Below are 17,686 nucleotides of genomic sequence, written 5' to 3'. Positions count from 1 at the left end.
TGAATATTTATTCGTTCAAGAAAAAAGCTATCCTTTTAAAAGGATAGCTTTTTCAACTGCCACATAATTAGTTATCTTTGCAAACCTCGTTTATAACGACTTGCTTCAAATATAATACGCTCTTCATCTAACGTTTTACATTCGCCATTCCAAACGACACGTTTTCCGTTAATAATTACATCGCTTATATCTTTTCCACTAGCAGCATACACAAGATGTGATAACACTTCATCTGCTGGTTGTAAATGCGGCTTATTAGATGGATCAATCGTAATAAAATCAGCACATTTTCCAACCTCAAGTGATCCTGTTTGTTTCATCCCGATTACTTCAGCAGCCCCTTTAGTCGCAAGTGTAAGAGCTGTTTCAACTGGTAAAGCTGTTGCATCTTGGTGAATACCTTTTTGTAGTAAAGTCGCTATGCGCATTTCTTCAAACATGTCTAAATTATTGTTAGATGCAACACTATCTGTTGCAATTCCTACTTTTATTCCTGCTTCTAGCATCGCTTTTACATTCGCTATACCAGAACCTAGTTTTAAATTACTATTCGGATTATGAGCTACTCGAACGTCATGTTCTGCTAAAAATGCACGCTCATCGTCATTTAATACTACACCGTGTGCAATAACTGTTGGGCGTTTAAACAATCCGCAGCTCGCTGCATATTCTACTGGACGTTTTCCATATTGTGCTTCAATATCACGTACTTCACGCTCTGTTTCAGAAAGGTGGATATGAACCATCGTTTGATTCTCTACTGCAATCCGTGCGCACTCTTCTAACAATTCTGTACTACATGTATATGGACTATGTGGTGCAACCATCGTAGTTAACATGCCACTTTCGTTATAGTAACGCTTCACATATTTCTCAGCTTCTTCAATCGCTTTCTTTTCATCGTCTTTCGTTCCGAAGCTAAATAAAGTCCTTGAAACAGCAGCTCGCATCCCGCTCCTTGATACCGTTTCCATAATTGCGTCTTGATCTACTCCAATTGGATTAAACATGTCAGAGAATGATGTTGTACCACTTTTCACCATCTCAAGTAATCCTAATTCCGTACTAGCGACCGCAAGCTCTGGAGTAAATTGACTTTCCAGTGGCCAAATTCTCGTCTCAAGCCATGGCTGTAATAACATATCATCTCCAATACCTCTTAAAAGGCTCATTACAACGTGTGTATGTGTATTGACAAGCCCTGGTAAAACCCACTTTCCTTTCATGTCAATTACTTCATCTACTTCAAAATCATTAGCGAATTCTCCGCTCTTTACATCTATAATTTGATCATTTTCTACAATGATATATCCATTTTCTATCACTTCGTTTTGTTCATTCATCGTTACAATTGTAGCGTTTACATAAGTTGTTTTCAAAAGTATTTCCCCTTTCAACTCTATGAAGTTCCCTTTAATAAGTTACCACCATTATAGTAACTTATTAAAGATTAAGAGTCAAAAGATAATTTTAATTCTTTCGTTATTTTTCCCTTCAAAATGCTATATTGTTTTTCATTTGTATCTGCAAATGCTTCTTCCCGATTTGATTCCACATCCAAATAATTCGGGTTTTCATTGAATTGAGCCTCTGTAAAATCAAACCTCTCCCCACCTATACAGTTATAAAAATGCCACACCTCCCCTATTTTTGTCTTTTTGATTTCACCTCCGCATATATCTTGAACGACTAAAGCCGTTACACCACACTGTCCCTTTGCTGGATTTTCAATTGTCCACTTTGAACTTGTTTCAATCGACCACGATTTTATTAGTGCTTCATATATTCTTTTTTCCTTTACATCATCCATTCTAATCTTCCCCTACTATTAATAGTTTTACACATCATATTTCAAAAGAGGCAGTAAACGATCCTTAAAGACAGTTGATGGCGTCTCTCCTATTAACTGTGCTCCCATTTTCAAGTAATATCCTTTTGCATTCGGATCACTATCAATTGTAAAACTTTTTAATCCTAGTTCATTGGCTTTTTCTATTACATACTCCCAAAGTATTTTCCCGTAACCTTTTCCTTTGTAATCAGGATGAATGTACAAGAAATCGAGAGCTTTATCATTACGTAAAAATGAGAAAAAACCAATCTTCGCATTATCGTTTTCTAAAACATATACAAAATTATTTTTTATGTATTCTTCTGTAATTGTTAAATCTTCCTTACAAGCAAGTATGAATTCTTCACTATAATCCCACGTTGCTTTTGATTGTAGTGCGAATTCACTTAATTCATTTGCTTCACTTAGTAACGCTTCTCTTATCTTCATGATTCTTTTTCCTCACCTTCGATATGTAAACTACTAAATTGATTCGGAAAGCACTTTAAAAAACCTTTTTTTCATAAATTAGAGATTATTTTTATAAATCTTTATTATAACCAGTACAATTTTTAACAATTTTTTTAAAGAAAAAGAACGCCATCCCTAAAAGTTGGCGTTCTCTTTTTCTAAAATTTAATCTTCAAACTCACTCATTCATTTTACTATTTCGTACGATACAAACCTATACAGTTTCTACTATCGCTTCAAGCATTGTTCCATTTTTAGCATAATTCGTATGCCAAGAAAAAGCTTTTTCTAAAATATGAGGAGTTTGTCCACCTCTTGTTTTTGCTTCTTCGTAATAAGCTCGTAGCTGTTCACGATACATTGGATGTGCGCAATTCTCAATAATAAGTTCCACTCTTTCTCTTGGCGCAAGTCCCCTTAAGTCGGCATACCCCTGTTCAGTGACGATAACATCTACATCATGTTCAGTATGGTCTACATGAGAAACGAAAGGAACAATACTTGAAATGTTACCACCTTTCGCAATCGATTTAGTAACAAAGATAGCTAGGCGTGCATTTCTTGCAAAATCACCAGACCCACCAATTCCATTCATCATTTTTGTACCTAAAACGTGAGTAGAGTTAACATTTCCGTATATATCTAATTCTAATGCAGTATTAATTGAGATTAATCCAAGGCGACGAATGATTTCAGGATGATTGGAAATCTCTTGCGGACGCATCATTAATTTGTCACGATATTTTTCAAAGTTAGAAAATACTTGTTGCATTTTCTCTTCAGAAAGCGTGATAGAACAACAAGAAGCAAAATTGACTTTTCCAGCATCCATAAGATCAAAAACTGCATCTTGTAAAACTTCAGAATACACTTCTAAATCTTCAAATTCTGAATCTAACATTCCATGCAATACTGCGTTAGCAACTGAACCAATTCCTGATTGTAACGGCGCTAAACGATTTTTTAATCGCCCTATTTTAACTTCTTCTCGAAGGAATTCTATTAAATGCTGTGCCATAATGACCGTTTCTTCATCCGGAGGAACAATTGTCGATGGCGAATCCAATTGATTCGTAAACACAATTCCCTTTACTTTTTCAGGATCAATTGGAATACCGATTGTTCCAATTCGGTCATCTGTTTTCACAAGCGGAATTGGAAGCCTCTCCCCTTGTTTACCTGGTTCATATAGATCATGTAGTCCCTCTAATTGCGTGGATTGAGCCATATTCATTTCAATAATAATAGACTTAGCATGTAAGGAAAACGCTAAGGAATTTCCAATTGAAGTGGTTGGAATAATCATTCCGTCCTCTGTAATCGCAACCGCTTCCAAAATAGCGAAATCTATATCCAGAACGTCAGCGCGGAGTAACTCTGCTGTATGAGATAAGTGTTGATCCACAAATAAAAAGTCTCCGTTATTAATTCCTTTTCGCATCGTCGCGTCAGCTTGGAAAGGTAATCTTTTCCCTAAAATTCCTGCCTCAGCAAATAATTTGTCTACATCCGAGCCTAAAGAAGCCCCAGTATAAACATTTACTTTAAAAGATTCATCATTCTTAACTCGGTTTACAAGCGCAAATGGGACTGCTTTTACATCACCTGCACGTGTAAACCCACTTAAGCCTAAAGTCATTCCACTTTGAATCCAGGAAGCTGCTTCTTCAGGTGTAACTACCCGATCTTTTAGACGTTGATCTCTGATTCTATCTAAATTATTCTCCATATGTAATCCCTCTCTCATTGAATATTCATAATTATTTTACACATTTACACTATCAAAATAGGGATTTTAGTATACAATAACGAAAATTCAGACAGAACAGCAAATTTAGGTTCTAAAGCAGAAAAATTTAGAATCCTAGAAGCTTACGGAAATAACTAGCGTATGATTGACTAACTGGTACTCTCTCACCATTATCCATCGAAAGTACAAAAGTAGAATGGGTATCAGGATAAATCGCTTTAATATGATTAACATTTACAATAAACGAACGGTGACATCTAATAAATGAATCTTTAGGAAGCAAGTATTCGAATTCTTGCAGAGAGTATTTATGTGTTCCTGATAACTCTTCTGAATTCACGTACGTCTTTTTATCTTTAGCCTCTAAATACATAACCTTTGAAAAAGGAACCGGAATCCAGCCGTCTGTTGTTTTTAAAGTAACGACTGACTTTCCATCCGTTAAAGCTGGATAAATTGCCGTTACGCACCCTTCAAGCTTTCCATTGTTTGAAAATGGTACAGCCATTCCATGATAAGGAATACCAAAAACATCCCGATTCATAAACTCAGATGTTTTTTGATTCATCACCATCGCTTTATGAGCAATCGTTCCTTCCTTTATAGGATCCCCAACACTAATCTTTAAATCAATTCGTTTACTTGGCCGATAGTAAATATATTCTTTCGTATTCGAAACAGCAATTGAAATTTCATCTGAAAATAATTCACCAACAACATCTAGTAATAAACCTAATGTTCTATCTTCCATTCTATTAACACCTCATTCACTATTATACTACTATTATGAACAGGCATCTGTTTCTTTATAAATAGTTTGATTTTAAATTATTTTTAAAATTAGTTTTATTCACTATTACTTCGTTACTACAAAAAACCTCACTTCAGAAAAGTGAGGTTTCCTCTCATACAATATTTCTTTATTTTTTTAACGACTCTAGAATAAGATTTATTTTTTATTAAGTAAAGTAAATTTAAGAATTTATTGCCCGTATTTCTGTAAAATAAATAATCCCAAACTACAAACAGTTTGGGATTATCTTTCTCATTTATTATGCGCATCTAACCACGAAATTAAATCTTTAAATACTTCATCCTTATTTACTTCATGAAACATTTCATGTCTACCATTTTCATATAAACGTAGTGTCACGTCTTTCACACCACATTTTTTATAGTTTTCATATACTTCTTTTACACCTTTCCCCATATCGCCAACAGGATCACGATCACCAGAGAATATATGTATTGGAAGATTCTTTGGCGTCTTCTTGTATTCTTCTAGTTTATTTACTTCTAATACACCAGAAAATAATTCTCGGTAAAAACTCGTCGTACAAATGAAACCACATAACGGATCCGCAATATATTTATCAACTTGATTATTATCTGAAGATAACCAATCAAATTTTGTACGATTTGGCTTAAAGTTCGAATTGAAGTTTCCGAAAGATAAAAAGTTTAACATTGGACTTTTCGTTTTTGCCCCGCGCAACTTCATTTCGATTGTTGCTACTTTATGACCAATAACTCCTAAAAGCCCTGGATTTCCACCTGTTCCTGAAATCAGAAATCCATCATATAGTTCACCCCTAAGTTGTACAGCACGTCTTGATAAAAAAGAACCCATACTATGTCCAAGTAAAAACAAAGGACTTGACTGCTCTTCTTTTATCCTTTCTGAAACAAAGATAACATCCGTTACAACTTGATTCCACCCTATATTTGGTTCAAAATGACCATAATCTTCTTCTTTTTTTACTGTTTTCCCATGTCCTTTATGATCATGCGCATAAACACCATACCCTGCTTCCAATAAAGCATCCACAAATTCTGTATACACCCCTGCATGCTCTGTCATGCCATGTGCAATTTGAATAATTCCTCTCGGATCTCCTTCTGGTAACCACTTACGCAAATAAATTTCCGATCCATCCAATGCCGTAACGAAACTTTCCTGTACATTCATTTCGTCAGCTCCCAACTCTATTATGTATACCTTTAAGAGAAATGAATATCCATTCACTTTTCTTATTTTATATTATATGTAATTGCTTTCATTATGACAAATGATGTATTTTTCAGACTTGCTTTCAAACTGATCTCTTGACGAACCTGAAATAAAATTATATAGTTACTTACATAAAGTAACTATATAATTTTTAGGAGGTTTCTACTATTATGATGCCATCATTATTTTTAGCACATGGTTCGCCTATGCTCGCTATTCAAGATACAGACTATACACGATTTTTAAAAACACTTGGAGAAACATATAAACCGAAAGCAATTGTTATTTTCACTGCTCACTGGGAAAGTGAAGTATTAACGATTTCCTCATCAGATAACGAGTATGAAACAATTTATGATTTTGGAGGTTTTCCCCCTGAGTTATACGAAATCAAATATCGTGCGAAAGGCTCTTCTAGCATTGCATCTATGTTAGAAACAAAATTTAAGAACAAAGGTATTTCAGTCCATCATAATATGACGAGAGGTTTAGATCATGGTTCATGGACACTCCTGCACCGCATGTATCCAGAAGCAAATATTCCTGTCGTGCAAATATCAGTAAATCCATTCCTTTCTGCAAAAGAACAATTTAAAATTGGAGAAGCACTTAAAGGACTCGGACAAGAAGATATTTTAGTAATCGGGAGTGGTGTTACCGTCCATAACTTACGAGCACTGAAATGGAATCAAACTACACCTGAAAAATGGGCAATTGAATTTGATGATTGGATTATTAAACATATGCAGAATAACGATAAAGATGCATTGTTTAATTGGGAAAAAAATGCTCCTCATGCACAATTAGCAGTACCAAGAGCAGAACATTTTGTTCCTTTATTTATCGCTATGGGAAGTGGTGAAAATAGCGGTGAAGTCATTCACCGTAGTTATGAGCTTGGTACATTAAGCTATCTATGTCTTAAATTTTAAAGAAAAGGATGAAGCAATGATTGCTTCATCCTTTTTTTATTCACTTAGTTAACTAACTTCCAAATGTCGTTTCTCTGATACCTCTTCGTTCTTATTATGAAAATAAACCCAGATACACGCAATAAATAATAGTGATGATGTAGAGAGGAAAACATATTGGAAACCTGCATGCGCTGCAATTTGTCCCCCGAGTACTGGACCAATCATATTTCCTAAAAACTGAAATGATTGATTATATCCAAATATTCTTCCCGTAACATGGGTTGGTGTATGTTGTTTTAGTAGAGTTTGTACGGAAGGTAATAATCCTGCTTGTGCGATACCTAATAAAAATCGAAGAATTAATAGTTGCCAAGCTGAGGTTACAAATGCTTGCGGGATAAAAATAATTCCTGCAGCAAATAACGCTACAACTAACGTTTTTTGAGGACCGATATGATCTGATAATCTTCCTAGTCTTGGTGCTGCCAAAATAACGGCTAATCCTGTCGCTGACATAACTGCTCCCGCAATTGTTTCAATATGTGCAGTATGAGGGCCTACTAAATTTTTCACGTACAATGTAACAATTGGTTGAACTGACATATTAGCAAGTTGAATAATAAATGTTGTAACAAACAAACTAATAATTAAATGCTTCGCTGGGACCATCGTCCATACTTTTTTCGGCTGTGTTTTTTTTGCTTGAGCAGAGTGATTTTCTTCATGCAAGAAGAAAAAAACGATGAGAAAGGAAAGGAATAAAAAAGCTCCTGTAACAAGAAAGACATGACGCATTCCAATTAATTCAGATAAATAACCTCCAAGTAACGGGCCAAGTAACGAACCGCTTACACCACCAGTTGAAATTGTGGAAATTGCCCAACCTGAATGTTCTTTCGGAGTTTCTGCTGCAATAAATGTCATTGCGGTTGAAAGGAAACCAGATACTGCTCCCATTAAAAATCTTAGTGCGACTAATTGATATACATCCGTTACAAACCCCATAAGCGTCATAATAATCGCCATACCGAGGCTAGCACGAATTAGCATCAATTTCCGTCCATGTATATCACCAAGCTTTCCCCATATTGGTGATACGATCGCACCCATTAAAAATGTTACACCAAATGCAAGTCCCGACCACTGTGCAATGCTTGAAGTGCCAGTTACTCCCAATTCCTCAATATAAAAAGATAAGAAAGGAATTACTAAACTCATACCGGCTGCAGTGGTAAAACAACCTAGCCAACAAATCATTAAATTTCGTTTCCAGCTGGCCATTTTCACACCTTCTTTCTTTAGATACCCATTCTACACCCTTTCTTGTAAAAAGTTTAGTAATTTGCTTTATATGCAAGATTTACTACAAAACCCGCTATTTTCTAGTAAAAACCACTACATCTCTACATCATTTTCATAATAAAACCAACTCCTTTAGATGAAGTTGGTTACTTATTATCTATCGATATTAAACGAGCATTACAATTTCTCTCGTAAAACTCAATGGGACCTGCTTGTCCAATAATCGCATATTCATATCCATCTTGCTTCATATTATATAAACAATGATGCAATAATTCTTTTCCTACACCTTTCACACGATTTTGTTTCGCTATGCCCATTGGACCAAACAATCCTTTCTTTCCTCTCACTACATCGTAACAGGCGAAACCAATTATCACTTCCTCCTGCTGTGCAATATAGATAGGTAACTTTTCATTATATGTCCGAAATCCATAATCAACCGACTGTAACCACCGTTCACCAAATTCATCCGCCACAAATCGTGATAACTTATCAAAATCAGAAGGACTAGCTCTTCTTACATGACAAAATAATGTATTATAAATAGATTTAAAACTATTTAAATCAACCGCTAAGTCTCTCGGTGCAGCTGTAATACGTAATATATCTTCTTGCATTTGTGTATGTATAAATTCACCAATATCTGTATCTACACGAAATAATGCATACATAATATGTCCTTCATTGATTACTACTTGCTGAAAGCGTTCCATACGTTTCTTCGCTATTTGTAAAATTTCTATCGCATTATAAGATAGTTTATATTGCTCTATTTTTTTATACTCTTGATTATGTAAATCGAATCGTTTTCGTAACGAAAGTTTTTCTAAAAAATCTGGACCGACTTTATGAAACAAATACATAAATAACTCAGCGCAAACTCCTGTACCTTCTTTACACATACCTATAAACAGATGGACCGGGTGAATTATGCTACACTCACTCTCTTCTGCTGCAATCTCCAATATTTTATGCACACGTTTTGTAAATTGAAATTCCTCCATATGTGTTTCCATCCTCTACTAATTTACTAACAAACCGTAACCATAAATAATTGAAACAATTACACCCACTACCAATATACCTGGAAGTAAATTTGCCACCTTGATTTTAATAATACTAAGCAAGTTCAATCCAATAGCAGATATCATAATGCCGCCCGCAGCCGTCATCTCCACTATAAATTGGTTCATTAATTCTTCCGGGACAAAACTATTAATTTGTGTTGCAAAAACTGCAATACCACCTTCATATAAAACAACTGGAATCGCCGAAAATACTACGCCAATTCCTAGAGTTGTCGTTAATATAATAGAAATAAATCCATCGATAATTGCCTTGGTAAATAAAATATTATGATTTCCGCGAATCCCACTGTCAAGTGCACCAAGTATCCCCATCGCACCAATTGCAAAAATTAAAGTAGCTGTTACAAAACCTTCTGATATGCTTCCTTTCCCCTTCGATCCAACTTTATTTTCTAGCCAATCCCCTAAATGTTTTAACTTTTCTTCTAATTGTAACCATTCTCCAATTACCGTACCAATCACTAAACTCAGTATGACAACAAGAAAGTTTTCACTTTTTAATGCCATTTGAAGCCCAAGCACAGTAACCGCTAAACCGATTGCGTGCATTATCGTCCCTTTCATACTTTCTGGAATCCTACTAAATAATTTACCAAGTAAAGTACCAAATATAATACAAATCCCATTTACAACTGCTCCTAATATAACCATTTCTCATTCTTCACCCTTCGAATTCTTTATTTCTATATTTTGGTTTATACATTGATTTACAGGTTATCTATATGTTAACTTAATATTGAGAATATTAACAAATGTTTTCCACTACATAACCCGCTGTTTTTTTGTAACTTTAATTACCTTTAATAGATTCAGTGTTAATTTAATTGCGGGATAATATTAAAAGGGAAGGTATATATGAAAACTTTACTAAAACGATTTTTGTTAATAGCCTTTTTCATTACACCGATTGTTTTATTAATCAATTACTCTTTTATTTCAAAAGCAAAAGACAAACCCGATTTGCAAAACAAATCTAGTAAAACCGCTTCAAAAAGCGAAAAGAAAATAGAAGACCAAGAAATCACACTCACCTTCTCTGGTGATACAATGTTTGATTGGCAATTACGTCCTATAATCGAAAAGAATGGGGTTGATTACCCATTCCAACATGTAAAAGAAGAAATAAAAAAAGCTGATATTTCTTTTGTGAATTTAGAATCGGCATTTACAACGAAAGAAAAGAAAGCACCTGGGCAATTGTTTTGGATTAAAAGTGATCCATCTACACTACAAGCTATTAAAAACACTGGATATGACATCGTAAATATTGGGAATAACCACACACTTGATTATGGGCAAGATGGATTATTGGATACGATTTCTCACGTAGAAAAATTAAAGTTCCCTTACATTGGAGCCGGAAAAAATGCAAAAGATGCATATACTGCACGAGAAATGACCGTAAAAGGGAAAAAGTTTAAATTTCTTTCCTTCGTTCGATTTATGCCTGATTCTAATTGGGTAGCTGGTGAGAATAAACCTGGCGTTGCGAATGGCTATGATTTAAATCTTGTAACAAAAACAATTAAAGAACAAAAACAAGATGCAGACTATTTAATCGTCTATATGCATTGGGGCGTTGAAAAATCAAACCGTCCGGTAGAATACCAAAAGCAATATGTACCTAAAATGGTTGAAGCAGGAGCTAACGCGATTGTCGGAAGCCATCCACATTGGTTACAAGGGTTTGAGTATTATAATAAAGTTCCTATCGCTTACTCATTAGGTAACTTTTTATTCCCAAGTTATGTGAATGGAAAAAGCGCCGAAACTGGCGTATTAACTTTAACTTTTAAAGGAAAGGATGTCCAAATGTCATTCAATCCTTATATCATTCGCAACAACCAAGTTTCCCCTGTAAATGAGGAAGAAAAGAAAAAAGCTCTTCAATATTTACAAACAATTTCAACTGATGTAGAAATTGATGATACAGGGAAAATAAAAAATAAACGAAACTAGACAGCTCAAGATCTATTTCTCTGTAATCTACTTTACAGAATAGGTGATAAACATGCTGAAAAACTTATTAGAAAATGTAAGTTTGTTAGAAAATATTTATAAAATGTCTATAGCCGTTCTACTTTTATGTTCAGTTTTTTCTGTTAGATTTCTAAAAAAATAAAACGCGAACAAAAACTTACTACCTTTGAATTTACTATGTATGTAATTATTCGCATTGCGATATTTTTTTGGTTAACTAGCTTTATTCTTCTTGAATTTAATGAGTATCTAGTTTAACTATAAAAAAGATAGAACAAGCACTATATTTCCTCGCTTGTATCTATCTTTTTTATTTAGATGCTTATTCTTCCCTTCTATTAAATAAGCAAATCAAACAAAACAGGGTTTTTATTAAGCTCCATAAATTGAATATTATTTTCTTTAAAGCGAGTAATTAATTGCTCATAATCTTCTTTATGTTTTAATTCTACTCCGACTAATGCTGGACCATTTTCCTTATTATGTTTCTTAATATACTCAAAACGAGTAATATCATCTTCTGGCCCTAATCCTTTATCAAGAAATTCTCTTAACGCGCCTGAACGCTGCGGGAATTCAATGATGAAATAATGCTTTAACCCTTCGTAAATGAGAGATCGTTCTTTCATTTCTTGCATTCTATCAATGTCATTATTTCCACCACTTAATGTGCATACAACTGTTTTATCTTTAATTTCATCTCTGTATAAATCAAGTGCTGCAATAGAGAGTGCACCAGCCGGTTCAGCTACAATCGCATTTTTCTTATACAGTTCTAAAATCGTCGTACAAACTTTCCCCTCTGGTACTAAAACGATGTCATCAATTACATCTTTACAAGTTTCAAAAGTTAACTTTCCTACCTTTTTAACCGCTGCCCCATCAACAAAACTATCTATTTTCTCTAATGCGACATTATCATTTTGAAGAAAAGCCTCTTTCATAGATGCAGCTCCCATCGGTTCTACACCAATAACCTTTGTAGTAGGACTAACACCTTTTACATATGTACCAACACCTGATGCTAATCCACCACCGCCGATTGCCGCAAAGATATAATCAACCGGTTTCTCCATATCATGCATAATTTCAACTGCCACTGTCCCTTGACCAGCAACTACATACGGATCATCAAACGGATGAACAAATGTCATTCTATTTTCTTCACAATAACACTGTGCTTCTTGGAAAGAGCTATCGAATGTATCACCAACTAATACAATCTCTGCGAAATCACCACCGAAAAATTGTACTTGTGATACTTTTTGTTTCGGTGTTGTTGTGGGCATAAATATTTTCGACGGAATCTTCAATAAATTACATGTATAAGCAACTCCTTGCGCATGATTACCAGCACTTGCACAAACAACACCGTTTTGTAACTTTTCTTTCGGTAAACTTTGAATCAAATTGTATGCACCACGAATTTTGAAAGAGCGAATTAATTGTAAGTCTTCTCGTTTTACATAAACGTCACAATCATATTTCTCAGATAAAACTGTATCACGTTGTAACGGTGTTTTAATAACAATATCTTTCATGCAATTATGAGCCATTAAGATATCTTCAATTTTCACTCTCTCCTTTACCTTTTGCACCATTATATATCATCCTTATCTCTTTTAAATTGGCTCAATCAAAATTCGGGATTTTCAGAACAGCCCCTGTATTCGCCGATGTTACCATTTGTGCATAACGTCCAAGCCAGCCAGTTTTCACTTTCGGTTCTGGTCGTTTCCATTCTTTTTTACGCTTTTCTAATTCCTCATCACTCACACTTACTTCTAGCAAGCGTTCTTCAACATCAATACATACAATATCCCCTTGTTCAAGAAGTGCGATCGTTCCACCAGCTGCTGCTTCTGGTGAAATATGTCCTACTGAAATTCCACGTGAAGCTCCAGAGAAACGTCCATCCGTTAATAATGCAACCTCAGCACCTAATCCCATTCCAGCAATTGCTGATGTTGGTGCTAACATTTCTGGCATACCAGGGCCACCTCTTGGTCCTTCATAACGAATGACAACTACATCTCCTTTTTTCACTTTCCCAAGCATAATGCCAGCAAGTACCTCATCTTGTGAATTAAAAATAACGCAAGGTCCTTCAAAACGCTTTACCTCTGTTGCACCGCTTTTAATAACCGCTCCATCTTTCGCAAGGTTGCCTTTTAATATACGCAATCCTCCTTCCTCACTATGAGGGTTTTCAAGAGAGTGAATAACTTCCTTATCTTTAATCTCTGCCTCAGCAATATTTTCTCTTAATGTTTGCCCCGTAGCAGTTATTCGATCAAGATGAAGTACTCCTTCTTTCCGGCTCATCTCTTTCAAAATTGCACTAATCCCGCCCGCACGATCAATATCTTCCATATGCCAATTGGAAGCAGGGCTTACTTTACATAAATGTGGTACACGTCTTGAAACGGCATCAATACGGTTCATATCGTAATCTAATCCAGCCTCTTGCGCGAGCGCCAATGTATGCAACACTGTATTTGTTGAACCGCCCATCGCCATATCAAGCGCAAACGCATCATCAATTGCTTCTTCCGTTACAATGTCTCTTGGTTTAATATCTCTTTCAATTAAAATTTTCAATTTCTCTGCTGCTTGTTTAATTAACTCTTCACGTCTTGGATCAATTGCTAAAATACTCCCGTTACCAGGAAGAGCTAAACCTAACACTTCACATAAACAATTCATAGAGTTCGCGGTAAACATACCCGAACAAGAGCCACAAGATGGACAGCCATGATCTTCAATATCTTTTAATTCTTCTTCTGAAATTTTCCCAGATTGATAAGCTCCTACTCCTTCAAAAACGGAACTCAGATCAACAACTTCTCCTTTAGATGTTTTTCCTGCTGCCATCGGGCCGCCTGAAACAAACACAGTCGGAATATTAATACGTAGTGCAGCCATCATCATACCTGGTGTAATTTTGTCACAGTTTGGGATACAAATCATGCCGTCAAACCAGTGTGCATTTACAACCGTTTCTACTGAATCTGCAATTATTTCACGACTCGGAAGAGAATAACGCATACCGATATGTCCCATCGCAATACCATCGTCAACTCCAATTGTATTGAATTCGAATGGTACCATACCTGCCGCACGAACTGCCTCTTTTACAAGTTTCCCAAACTCGTTCAAGTGTTTATGCCCTGGAATAATTTCAATAAAAGAATTACAAATCGCTATGAAAGGTTTATCAAAATCTTCATCTTTCAAACCAGTTGCTTTTAATAAACTACGGTGCGGCGCTTTATCAAAACCTTTTTTAATCATGTCACTTCTCATCTTGTCAAATCCCCTCTTACATATTTTTCATTTATACTCTCTTACTCTATTTCTTTACTAATTCTTTCGGTGCATGAATCCAACTCATCATTTCACGAAGCTCTGCTCCCACTTTTTCTAATTGATGATTTTGTTCTGCTTTTTTCATTGCGTTATACGTCGGACGCCCTGCTTGATTTTCTAAAATCCATTTCTTCGCAAATTCACCTTGCTGAATTTCTGTCAGAACACGCTTCATTTCCTTCTTCGTTTCATCTGTAACAATTCTCGATCCTGTTACATAATCTCCAAACTCTGCCGTATCTGAAATAGAATGGCGCATATTCGTTAATCCACCTTCGTACATTAAGTCAACAATTAGCTTTAATTCATGCAAACATTCAAAGTATGCAATTTCAGGACGATATCCACCTTCCGTTAACGTTTCGAACCCGGCCTTCACAAGTGCAGTTACCCCGCCGCAAAGTACAGCTTGCTCACCGAATAAATCCGTTTCGGTTTCTTCTTGGAATGTCGTTTCAATTACACCCGCCCGTGTACAACCTACACCTTTTGCATACGCTAATGCTACATGTAGCGCTGTTCCCGTCGCATCTTGATGCACTGCGACTAATGCCGGAACACCATTTCCTTCTTGATATACACGGCGAACGAGATGACCTGGACTTTTTGGCGCAACCATTGCTACATCTACGTAACTTGGCGGATTAATTTGACCGAAGTGAATGTTAAATCCATGTGAGAAAAGTAACATTTGTCCTTCACGGAGATTCTCTTCTACTTCTGTTTTATATACATGTGCTTGCTGTTCATCTGGCAATAACATTTGTACAACTTGTGCGGTTCGAACCGCTTCTGAAACAGACATTACTTCAAATCCATCTGCTTTTGCTACTTCATACGATTTACCAGGTCTAACACCAACTACAACTTCCACACCTGAATCACGTAAATTTTGTGCCTGCGCATGCCCTTGAGATCCATAACCAATTACCGCAACTGTTTTCCCTTGTAATAACTCTACATTTGCATCTTTCTCATAATACGTTTTCATACTCCATACACCCCTTATAATTTATTTACTTGCAGTACATCAATTAATTTTTTCAACTGACTAACAAGTAATGTCGCTTCATTTTCAGTACAAACTGCTGTGAGTTTCATTTCAGAAACGCCACTCGTATCTCTTTCGTTTAAATGTAAAGAAGAAATATAATAGCCACGCCGAGCAAAAATTCCACTTATACGTAATAAGACACTTGGCTCGTTATGAATAACGAGTGAAAAAGTATGACTCATTCTTCCCACCTCTTCATAATCATTTCGTTATTCCCTTTGTTTGGCGGAACCATCGGAAATACGTTTTCACCTTCTTCTACACAAAAATCAACTACGACAGGACCTTCGTGAGCAAATGCTTCTAACACCACTTGTTTCGCCTCTGTTGAATTTGTCGCCCTTAATCCCTTCACTCCATAAGCTTCTGCCACTTTCACAAAATCTGGTGAGCCAATTTTTGACTCTGATAAACGATTTTCATAAAACATTTCTTGCCATTGCCTTACCATCCCTAAAAATTTGTTATTTATAATAAATACTTTTACAGGGATATTATTTTCAGCAATTGTTTGTAGTTCTTGAATGTTCATTTGAAAAGAAGCATCACCTGCAATACAAATGACAAGTTCTTCTTCTTTTGCAAGCTGAGCACCAATTGCCGCTGGGAACCCAAACCCCATTGTTCCTAATCCTCCAGAGGTAAGGAACGTCCGAGGTTTTCTTGCTTTATAGAAGTGAGCAGCCCACATTTGATGCTGTCCTACTTCTGTTGTGACAATCGCTTCACCATTCGTTAATTAACTTACTAAGTTGATCACATGCTGTGGTTTTAACTCAGATTCTTTTTGCTTATAAGAAAGTGGATATTCTTCTTTCCATGCCTTTACTTTCTGAAGCCATTCATCTGTTTGTGTATAAATAGACATATGTAACAACATGTGTAACGCTTTTTTCACATCACCAACAATCGGATGCTCTACAGTTACATTTTTATGAAACTCAGAAGGATCAATATCAATATGTACTTTTTTCGAGTGCGGAGAAAAAAGTTCTAATTTTCCTGTTACACGATCATCGAAGCGTACACCTAATGCAAGTAGTAAATCACATTCTGTTACCGCCATATTAGCAGCGTATGTCCCATGCATACCAAGCATCCCTAGAAACAATGGATCTCCCGGTGGATATGCACCAAGTCCCATTAAAGTTGAAACGACTGGAATACGGTTCTCCCTTGCGAATTCGAAGAGTTCATCGGATCCACCTGAATGAATGACACCTCCTCCAATATAAAGAAGTGGACGCTTTGATTTTGAAATTGCTTTAGCCACCTCTCTAAGTTTCATGCTGTCTGGTACAAGTTCTGGTTTGTACCCCGGAATATCAACTTCTTCATTAAAGAAACTGGTGACTTTTGCATTTTGAACATCTTTTGGAATATCGATTAATACTGGTCCCGGTCTTCCGCTTTTGGCGATGTCAAAAGCTTCTTGCACAATTCGTGATACATGATTTACATCACGAACTTGGTAATTATGCTTCGTAACAGGTACTGTAATTCCGACAACATCCGCTTCTTGAAATCCATCTTTACCAATTAAAGGCGTTGCAACTTGGCCGGTAATGACAACTAAAGGAATCGAATCCATATAAGCGTCTGCTAAGCCCGTAACTAAATTTGTCGCCCCTGGGCCAGAGGTAGCAAAGACTACCCCGACCTTCCCAGAAGCTCTCGCATATCCTTCAGCCGCATGAATGGCAGCTTGTTCATGACGAGTTAAAACATGTTTCAAACCACTTTCGTATAACGCATCGTATACTGGTAAAATCGCTCCGCCTGGATAGCCGAAAACGGTCGTTACACCCAATTTCTTCAAACCTTGAATCACGTGCCCAGCGCCTGTCATTTCTTCACACTGTAACTTCTCATACGCTGTATACTGCTGCTTCATTTCAATTAACTCCTCTCCT

General features: G+C 36.1%; 15 protein-coding genes and 2 pseudogenes. 3 read left to right on the top strand and 14 right to left on the bottom strand.

Annotated features, from left to right (window positions below):
• Positions 1-71: 71 nt before the first annotated feature.
• From MKY21_RS09105 to MKY21_RS09080, 6 genes are all read right to left on the bottom strand, one after another.
• Positions 72-1,397, bottom strand: a complete 1,326-nt coding sequence (locus MKY21_RS09105) for a bifunctional S-methyl-5'-thioadenosine deaminase/S-adenosylhomocysteine deaminase (protein WP_141529109.1) — start codon at positions 1,395-1,397, stop codon at positions 72-74.
• A 53-nt stretch (positions 1,398-1,450) separates the two neighbouring features.
• A complete protein-coding gene (locus MKY21_RS09100) occupies positions 1,451-1,810 on the bottom strand; it encodes a YunG family protein (RefSeq protein ID WP_098283975.1) in 360 nt (119 codons plus the stop codon).
• 27 nt (positions 1,811-1,837) lie between these two features.
• Positions 1,838-2,281, bottom strand: coding sequence for a GNAT family N-acetyltransferase (locus tag MKY21_RS09095; protein ID WP_000701893.1), 444 nt, complete (start codon positions 2,279-2,281; stop codon positions 1,838-1,840).
• A 235-nt stretch (positions 2,282-2,516) separates the two neighbouring features.
• A complete protein-coding gene (locus MKY21_RS09090) occupies positions 2,517-4,031 on the bottom strand; it encodes an acetyl-CoA hydrolase/transferase family protein (protein WP_341075981.1) in 1,515 nt (504 codons plus the stop codon).
• 127 nt (positions 4,032-4,158) lie between these two features.
• On the bottom strand, positions 4,159-4,803 hold the full coding sequence (locus MKY21_RS09085; RefSeq protein WP_000390211.1) for a LytTR family DNA-binding domain-containing protein: 645 nt from the start codon (positions 4,801-4,803) through the stop codon (positions 4,159-4,161).
• 294 nt (positions 4,804-5,097) lie between these two features.
• Positions 5,098-6,021: an alpha/beta hydrolase gene (locus MKY21_RS09080; protein ID WP_001102590.1), complete on the bottom strand. Its 924-nt coding sequence runs from the start codon at positions 6,019-6,021 to the stop codon at positions 5,098-5,100.
• Positions 6,022-6,233: 212 nt separating this feature from the next.
• On the opposite strand from MKY21_RS09080, the gene MKY21_RS09075 reads away from it, so the two are divergent.
• On the top strand, positions 6,234-6,995 hold the full coding sequence (locus tag MKY21_RS09075) for a DODA-type extradiol aromatic ring-opening family dioxygenase (protein WP_016117578.1): 762 nt from the start codon (positions 6,234-6,236) through the stop codon (positions 6,993-6,995).
• A gap of 48 nt (positions 6,996-7,043) precedes the next feature.
• Here the strand turns inward: MKY21_RS09075 and MKY21_RS09070 are convergent, their stop codons facing one another.
• From MKY21_RS09070 to MKY21_RS09060, 3 genes are all read right to left on the bottom strand, one after another.
• The gene (locus MKY21_RS09070; RefSeq protein ID WP_000179303.1) at positions 7,044-8,258 is read right to left on the bottom strand and encodes a multidrug efflux MFS transporter; all 1,215 of its coding nucleotides are present in this window, start codon (positions 8,256-8,258) and stop codon (positions 7,044-7,046) included.
• A gap of 167 nt (positions 8,259-8,425) precedes the next feature.
• Complete coding sequence (locus MKY21_RS09065) at positions 8,426-9,286, bottom strand: GNAT family N-acetyltransferase (protein ID WP_000390845.1); 861 nt, start codon at positions 9,284-9,286, stop codon at positions 8,426-8,428.
• 18 nt (positions 9,287-9,304) lie between these two features.
• On the bottom strand, positions 9,305-10,021 hold the full coding sequence (locus MKY21_RS09060; RefSeq protein ID WP_016117577.1) for a DUF554 domain-containing protein: 717 nt from the start codon (positions 10,019-10,021) through the stop codon (positions 9,305-9,307).
• A gap of 204 nt (positions 10,022-10,225) precedes the next feature.
• Here MKY21_RS09060 and MKY21_RS09055 point away from each other — a divergent pair, with 204 nt between their 5' ends.
• Positions 10,226-11,329, top strand: a complete 1,104-nt coding sequence (locus MKY21_RS09055) for a CapA family protein (RefSeq protein WP_341075979.1) — start codon at positions 10,226-10,228, stop codon at positions 11,327-11,329.
• A 52-nt stretch (positions 11,330-11,381) separates the two neighbouring features.
• Positions 11,382-11,608 (top strand): annotated as a pseudogene (locus MKY21_RS09050) (hypothetical protein).
• An 80-nt stretch (positions 11,609-11,688) separates the two neighbouring features.
• Here the strand turns inward: MKY21_RS09050 and ilvA are convergent.
• The 5 genes and pseudogenes from ilvA to ilvB all read right to left on the bottom strand — a co-directional run bounded on the left by ilvA (position 11,689) and on the right by ilvB (position 17,667).
• Positions 11,689-12,951: a threonine ammonia-lyase IlvA gene (gene ilvA / locus MKY21_RS09045; protein ID WP_000250321.1), complete on the bottom strand. Its 1,263-nt coding sequence runs from the start codon at positions 12,949-12,951 to the stop codon at positions 11,689-11,691.
• A 31-nt stretch (positions 12,952-12,982) separates the two neighbouring features.
• Positions 12,983-14,656, bottom strand: a complete 1,674-nt coding sequence (gene ilvD / locus MKY21_RS09040) for a dihydroxy-acid dehydratase (protein WP_341075977.1) — start codon at positions 14,654-14,656, stop codon at positions 12,983-12,985.
• A 46-nt stretch (positions 14,657-14,702) separates the two neighbouring features.
• Positions 14,703-15,710, bottom strand: a complete 1,008-nt coding sequence (gene ilvC, locus MKY21_RS09035; protein WP_044795702.1) for a ketol-acid reductoisomerase — start codon at positions 15,708-15,710, stop codon at positions 14,703-14,705.
• A 14-nt stretch (positions 15,711-15,724) separates the two neighbouring features.
• Complete coding sequence (locus MKY21_RS09030) at positions 15,725-15,955, bottom strand: ACT domain-containing protein (protein WP_000019916.1); 231 nt, start codon at positions 15,953-15,955, stop codon at positions 15,725-15,727.
• A pseudogene (ilvB, locus tag MKY21_RS09025) lies at positions 15,952-17,667 on the bottom strand (acetolactate synthase large subunit). The gene MKY21_RS09030 and the pseudogene ilvB overlap by 4 nt, the downstream one beginning before the upstream one ends.
• Positions 17,668-17,686: the final 19 nt, after the last annotated feature.

The organism is Bacillus sp. FSL R9-9497 (assembly GCF_038005805.1).
In the GTDB taxonomy this organism is placed as follows: domain Bacteria; phylum Bacillota; class Bacilli; order Bacillales; family Bacillaceae_G; genus Bacillus_A; species Bacillus_A cereus.
The sequence above is the reverse complement of the archived record's forward strand: the minus strand, read 5'-3'. Positions and strand labels throughout refer to the sequence as shown.

Bases quoted from the DNA above. Each gene is read 5' to 3' on its own strand.
- MKY21_RS09075 (WP_016117578.1), top strand. From the start codon at position 6,234: ATGATGCCATCATTATTTTTAGCACATGGTTCGCCTATGCTCGCTATT.
- MKY21_RS09065 (WP_000390845.1), bottom strand. From the start codon at position 9,286: ATGGAGGAATTTCAATTTACAAAACGTGTGCATAAAATATTGGAGATT.
- MKY21_RS09070 (WP_000179303.1), bottom strand. From the start codon at position 8,258: ATGGCCAGCTGGAAACGAAATTTAATGATTTGTTGGCTAGGTTGTTTT.
- ilvC (WP_044795702.1), bottom strand. From the start codon at position 15,710: ATGAAAACGTATTATGAGAAAGATGCAAATGTAGAGTTATTACAAGGG.
- MKY21_RS09080 (WP_001102590.1), bottom strand. From the start codon at position 6,021: ATGAATGTACAGGAAAGTTTCGTTACGGCATTGGATGGATCGGAAATT.
- MKY21_RS09055 (WP_341075979.1), top strand. From the start codon at position 10,226: ATGAAAACTTTACTAAAACGATTTTTGTTAATAGCCTTTTTCATTACA.
- MKY21_RS09090 (WP_341075981.1), bottom strand. From the start codon at position 4,031: ATGGAGAATAATTTAGATAGAATCAGAGATCAACGTCTAAAAGATCGG.
- MKY21_RS09095 (WP_000701893.1), bottom strand. From the start codon at position 2,281: ATGAAGATAAGAGAAGCGTTACTAAGTGAAGCAAATGAATTAAGTGAA.
- MKY21_RS09085 (WP_000390211.1), bottom strand. From the start codon at position 4,803: ATGGAAGATAGAACATTAGGTTTATTACTAGATGTTGTTGGTGAATTA.
- MKY21_RS09100 (WP_098283975.1), bottom strand. From the start codon at position 1,810: ATGGATGATGTAAAGGAAAAAAGAATATATGAAGCACTAATAAAATCG.
- ilvD (WP_341075977.1), bottom strand. From the start codon at position 14,656: ATGAGAAGTGACATGATTAAAAAAGGTTTTGATAAAGCGCCGCACCGT.
- ilvA (WP_000250321.1), bottom strand. From the start codon at position 12,951: ATGGTGCAAAAGGTAAAGGAGAGAGTGAAAATTGAAGATATCTTAATG.
- MKY21_RS09060 (WP_016117577.1), bottom strand. From the start codon at position 10,021: ATGGTTATATTAGGAGCAGTTGTAAATGGGATTTGTATTATATTTGGT.
- MKY21_RS09030 (WP_000019916.1), bottom strand. From the start codon at position 15,955: ATGAGTCATACTTTTTCACTCGTTATTCATAACGAGCCAAGTGTCTTA.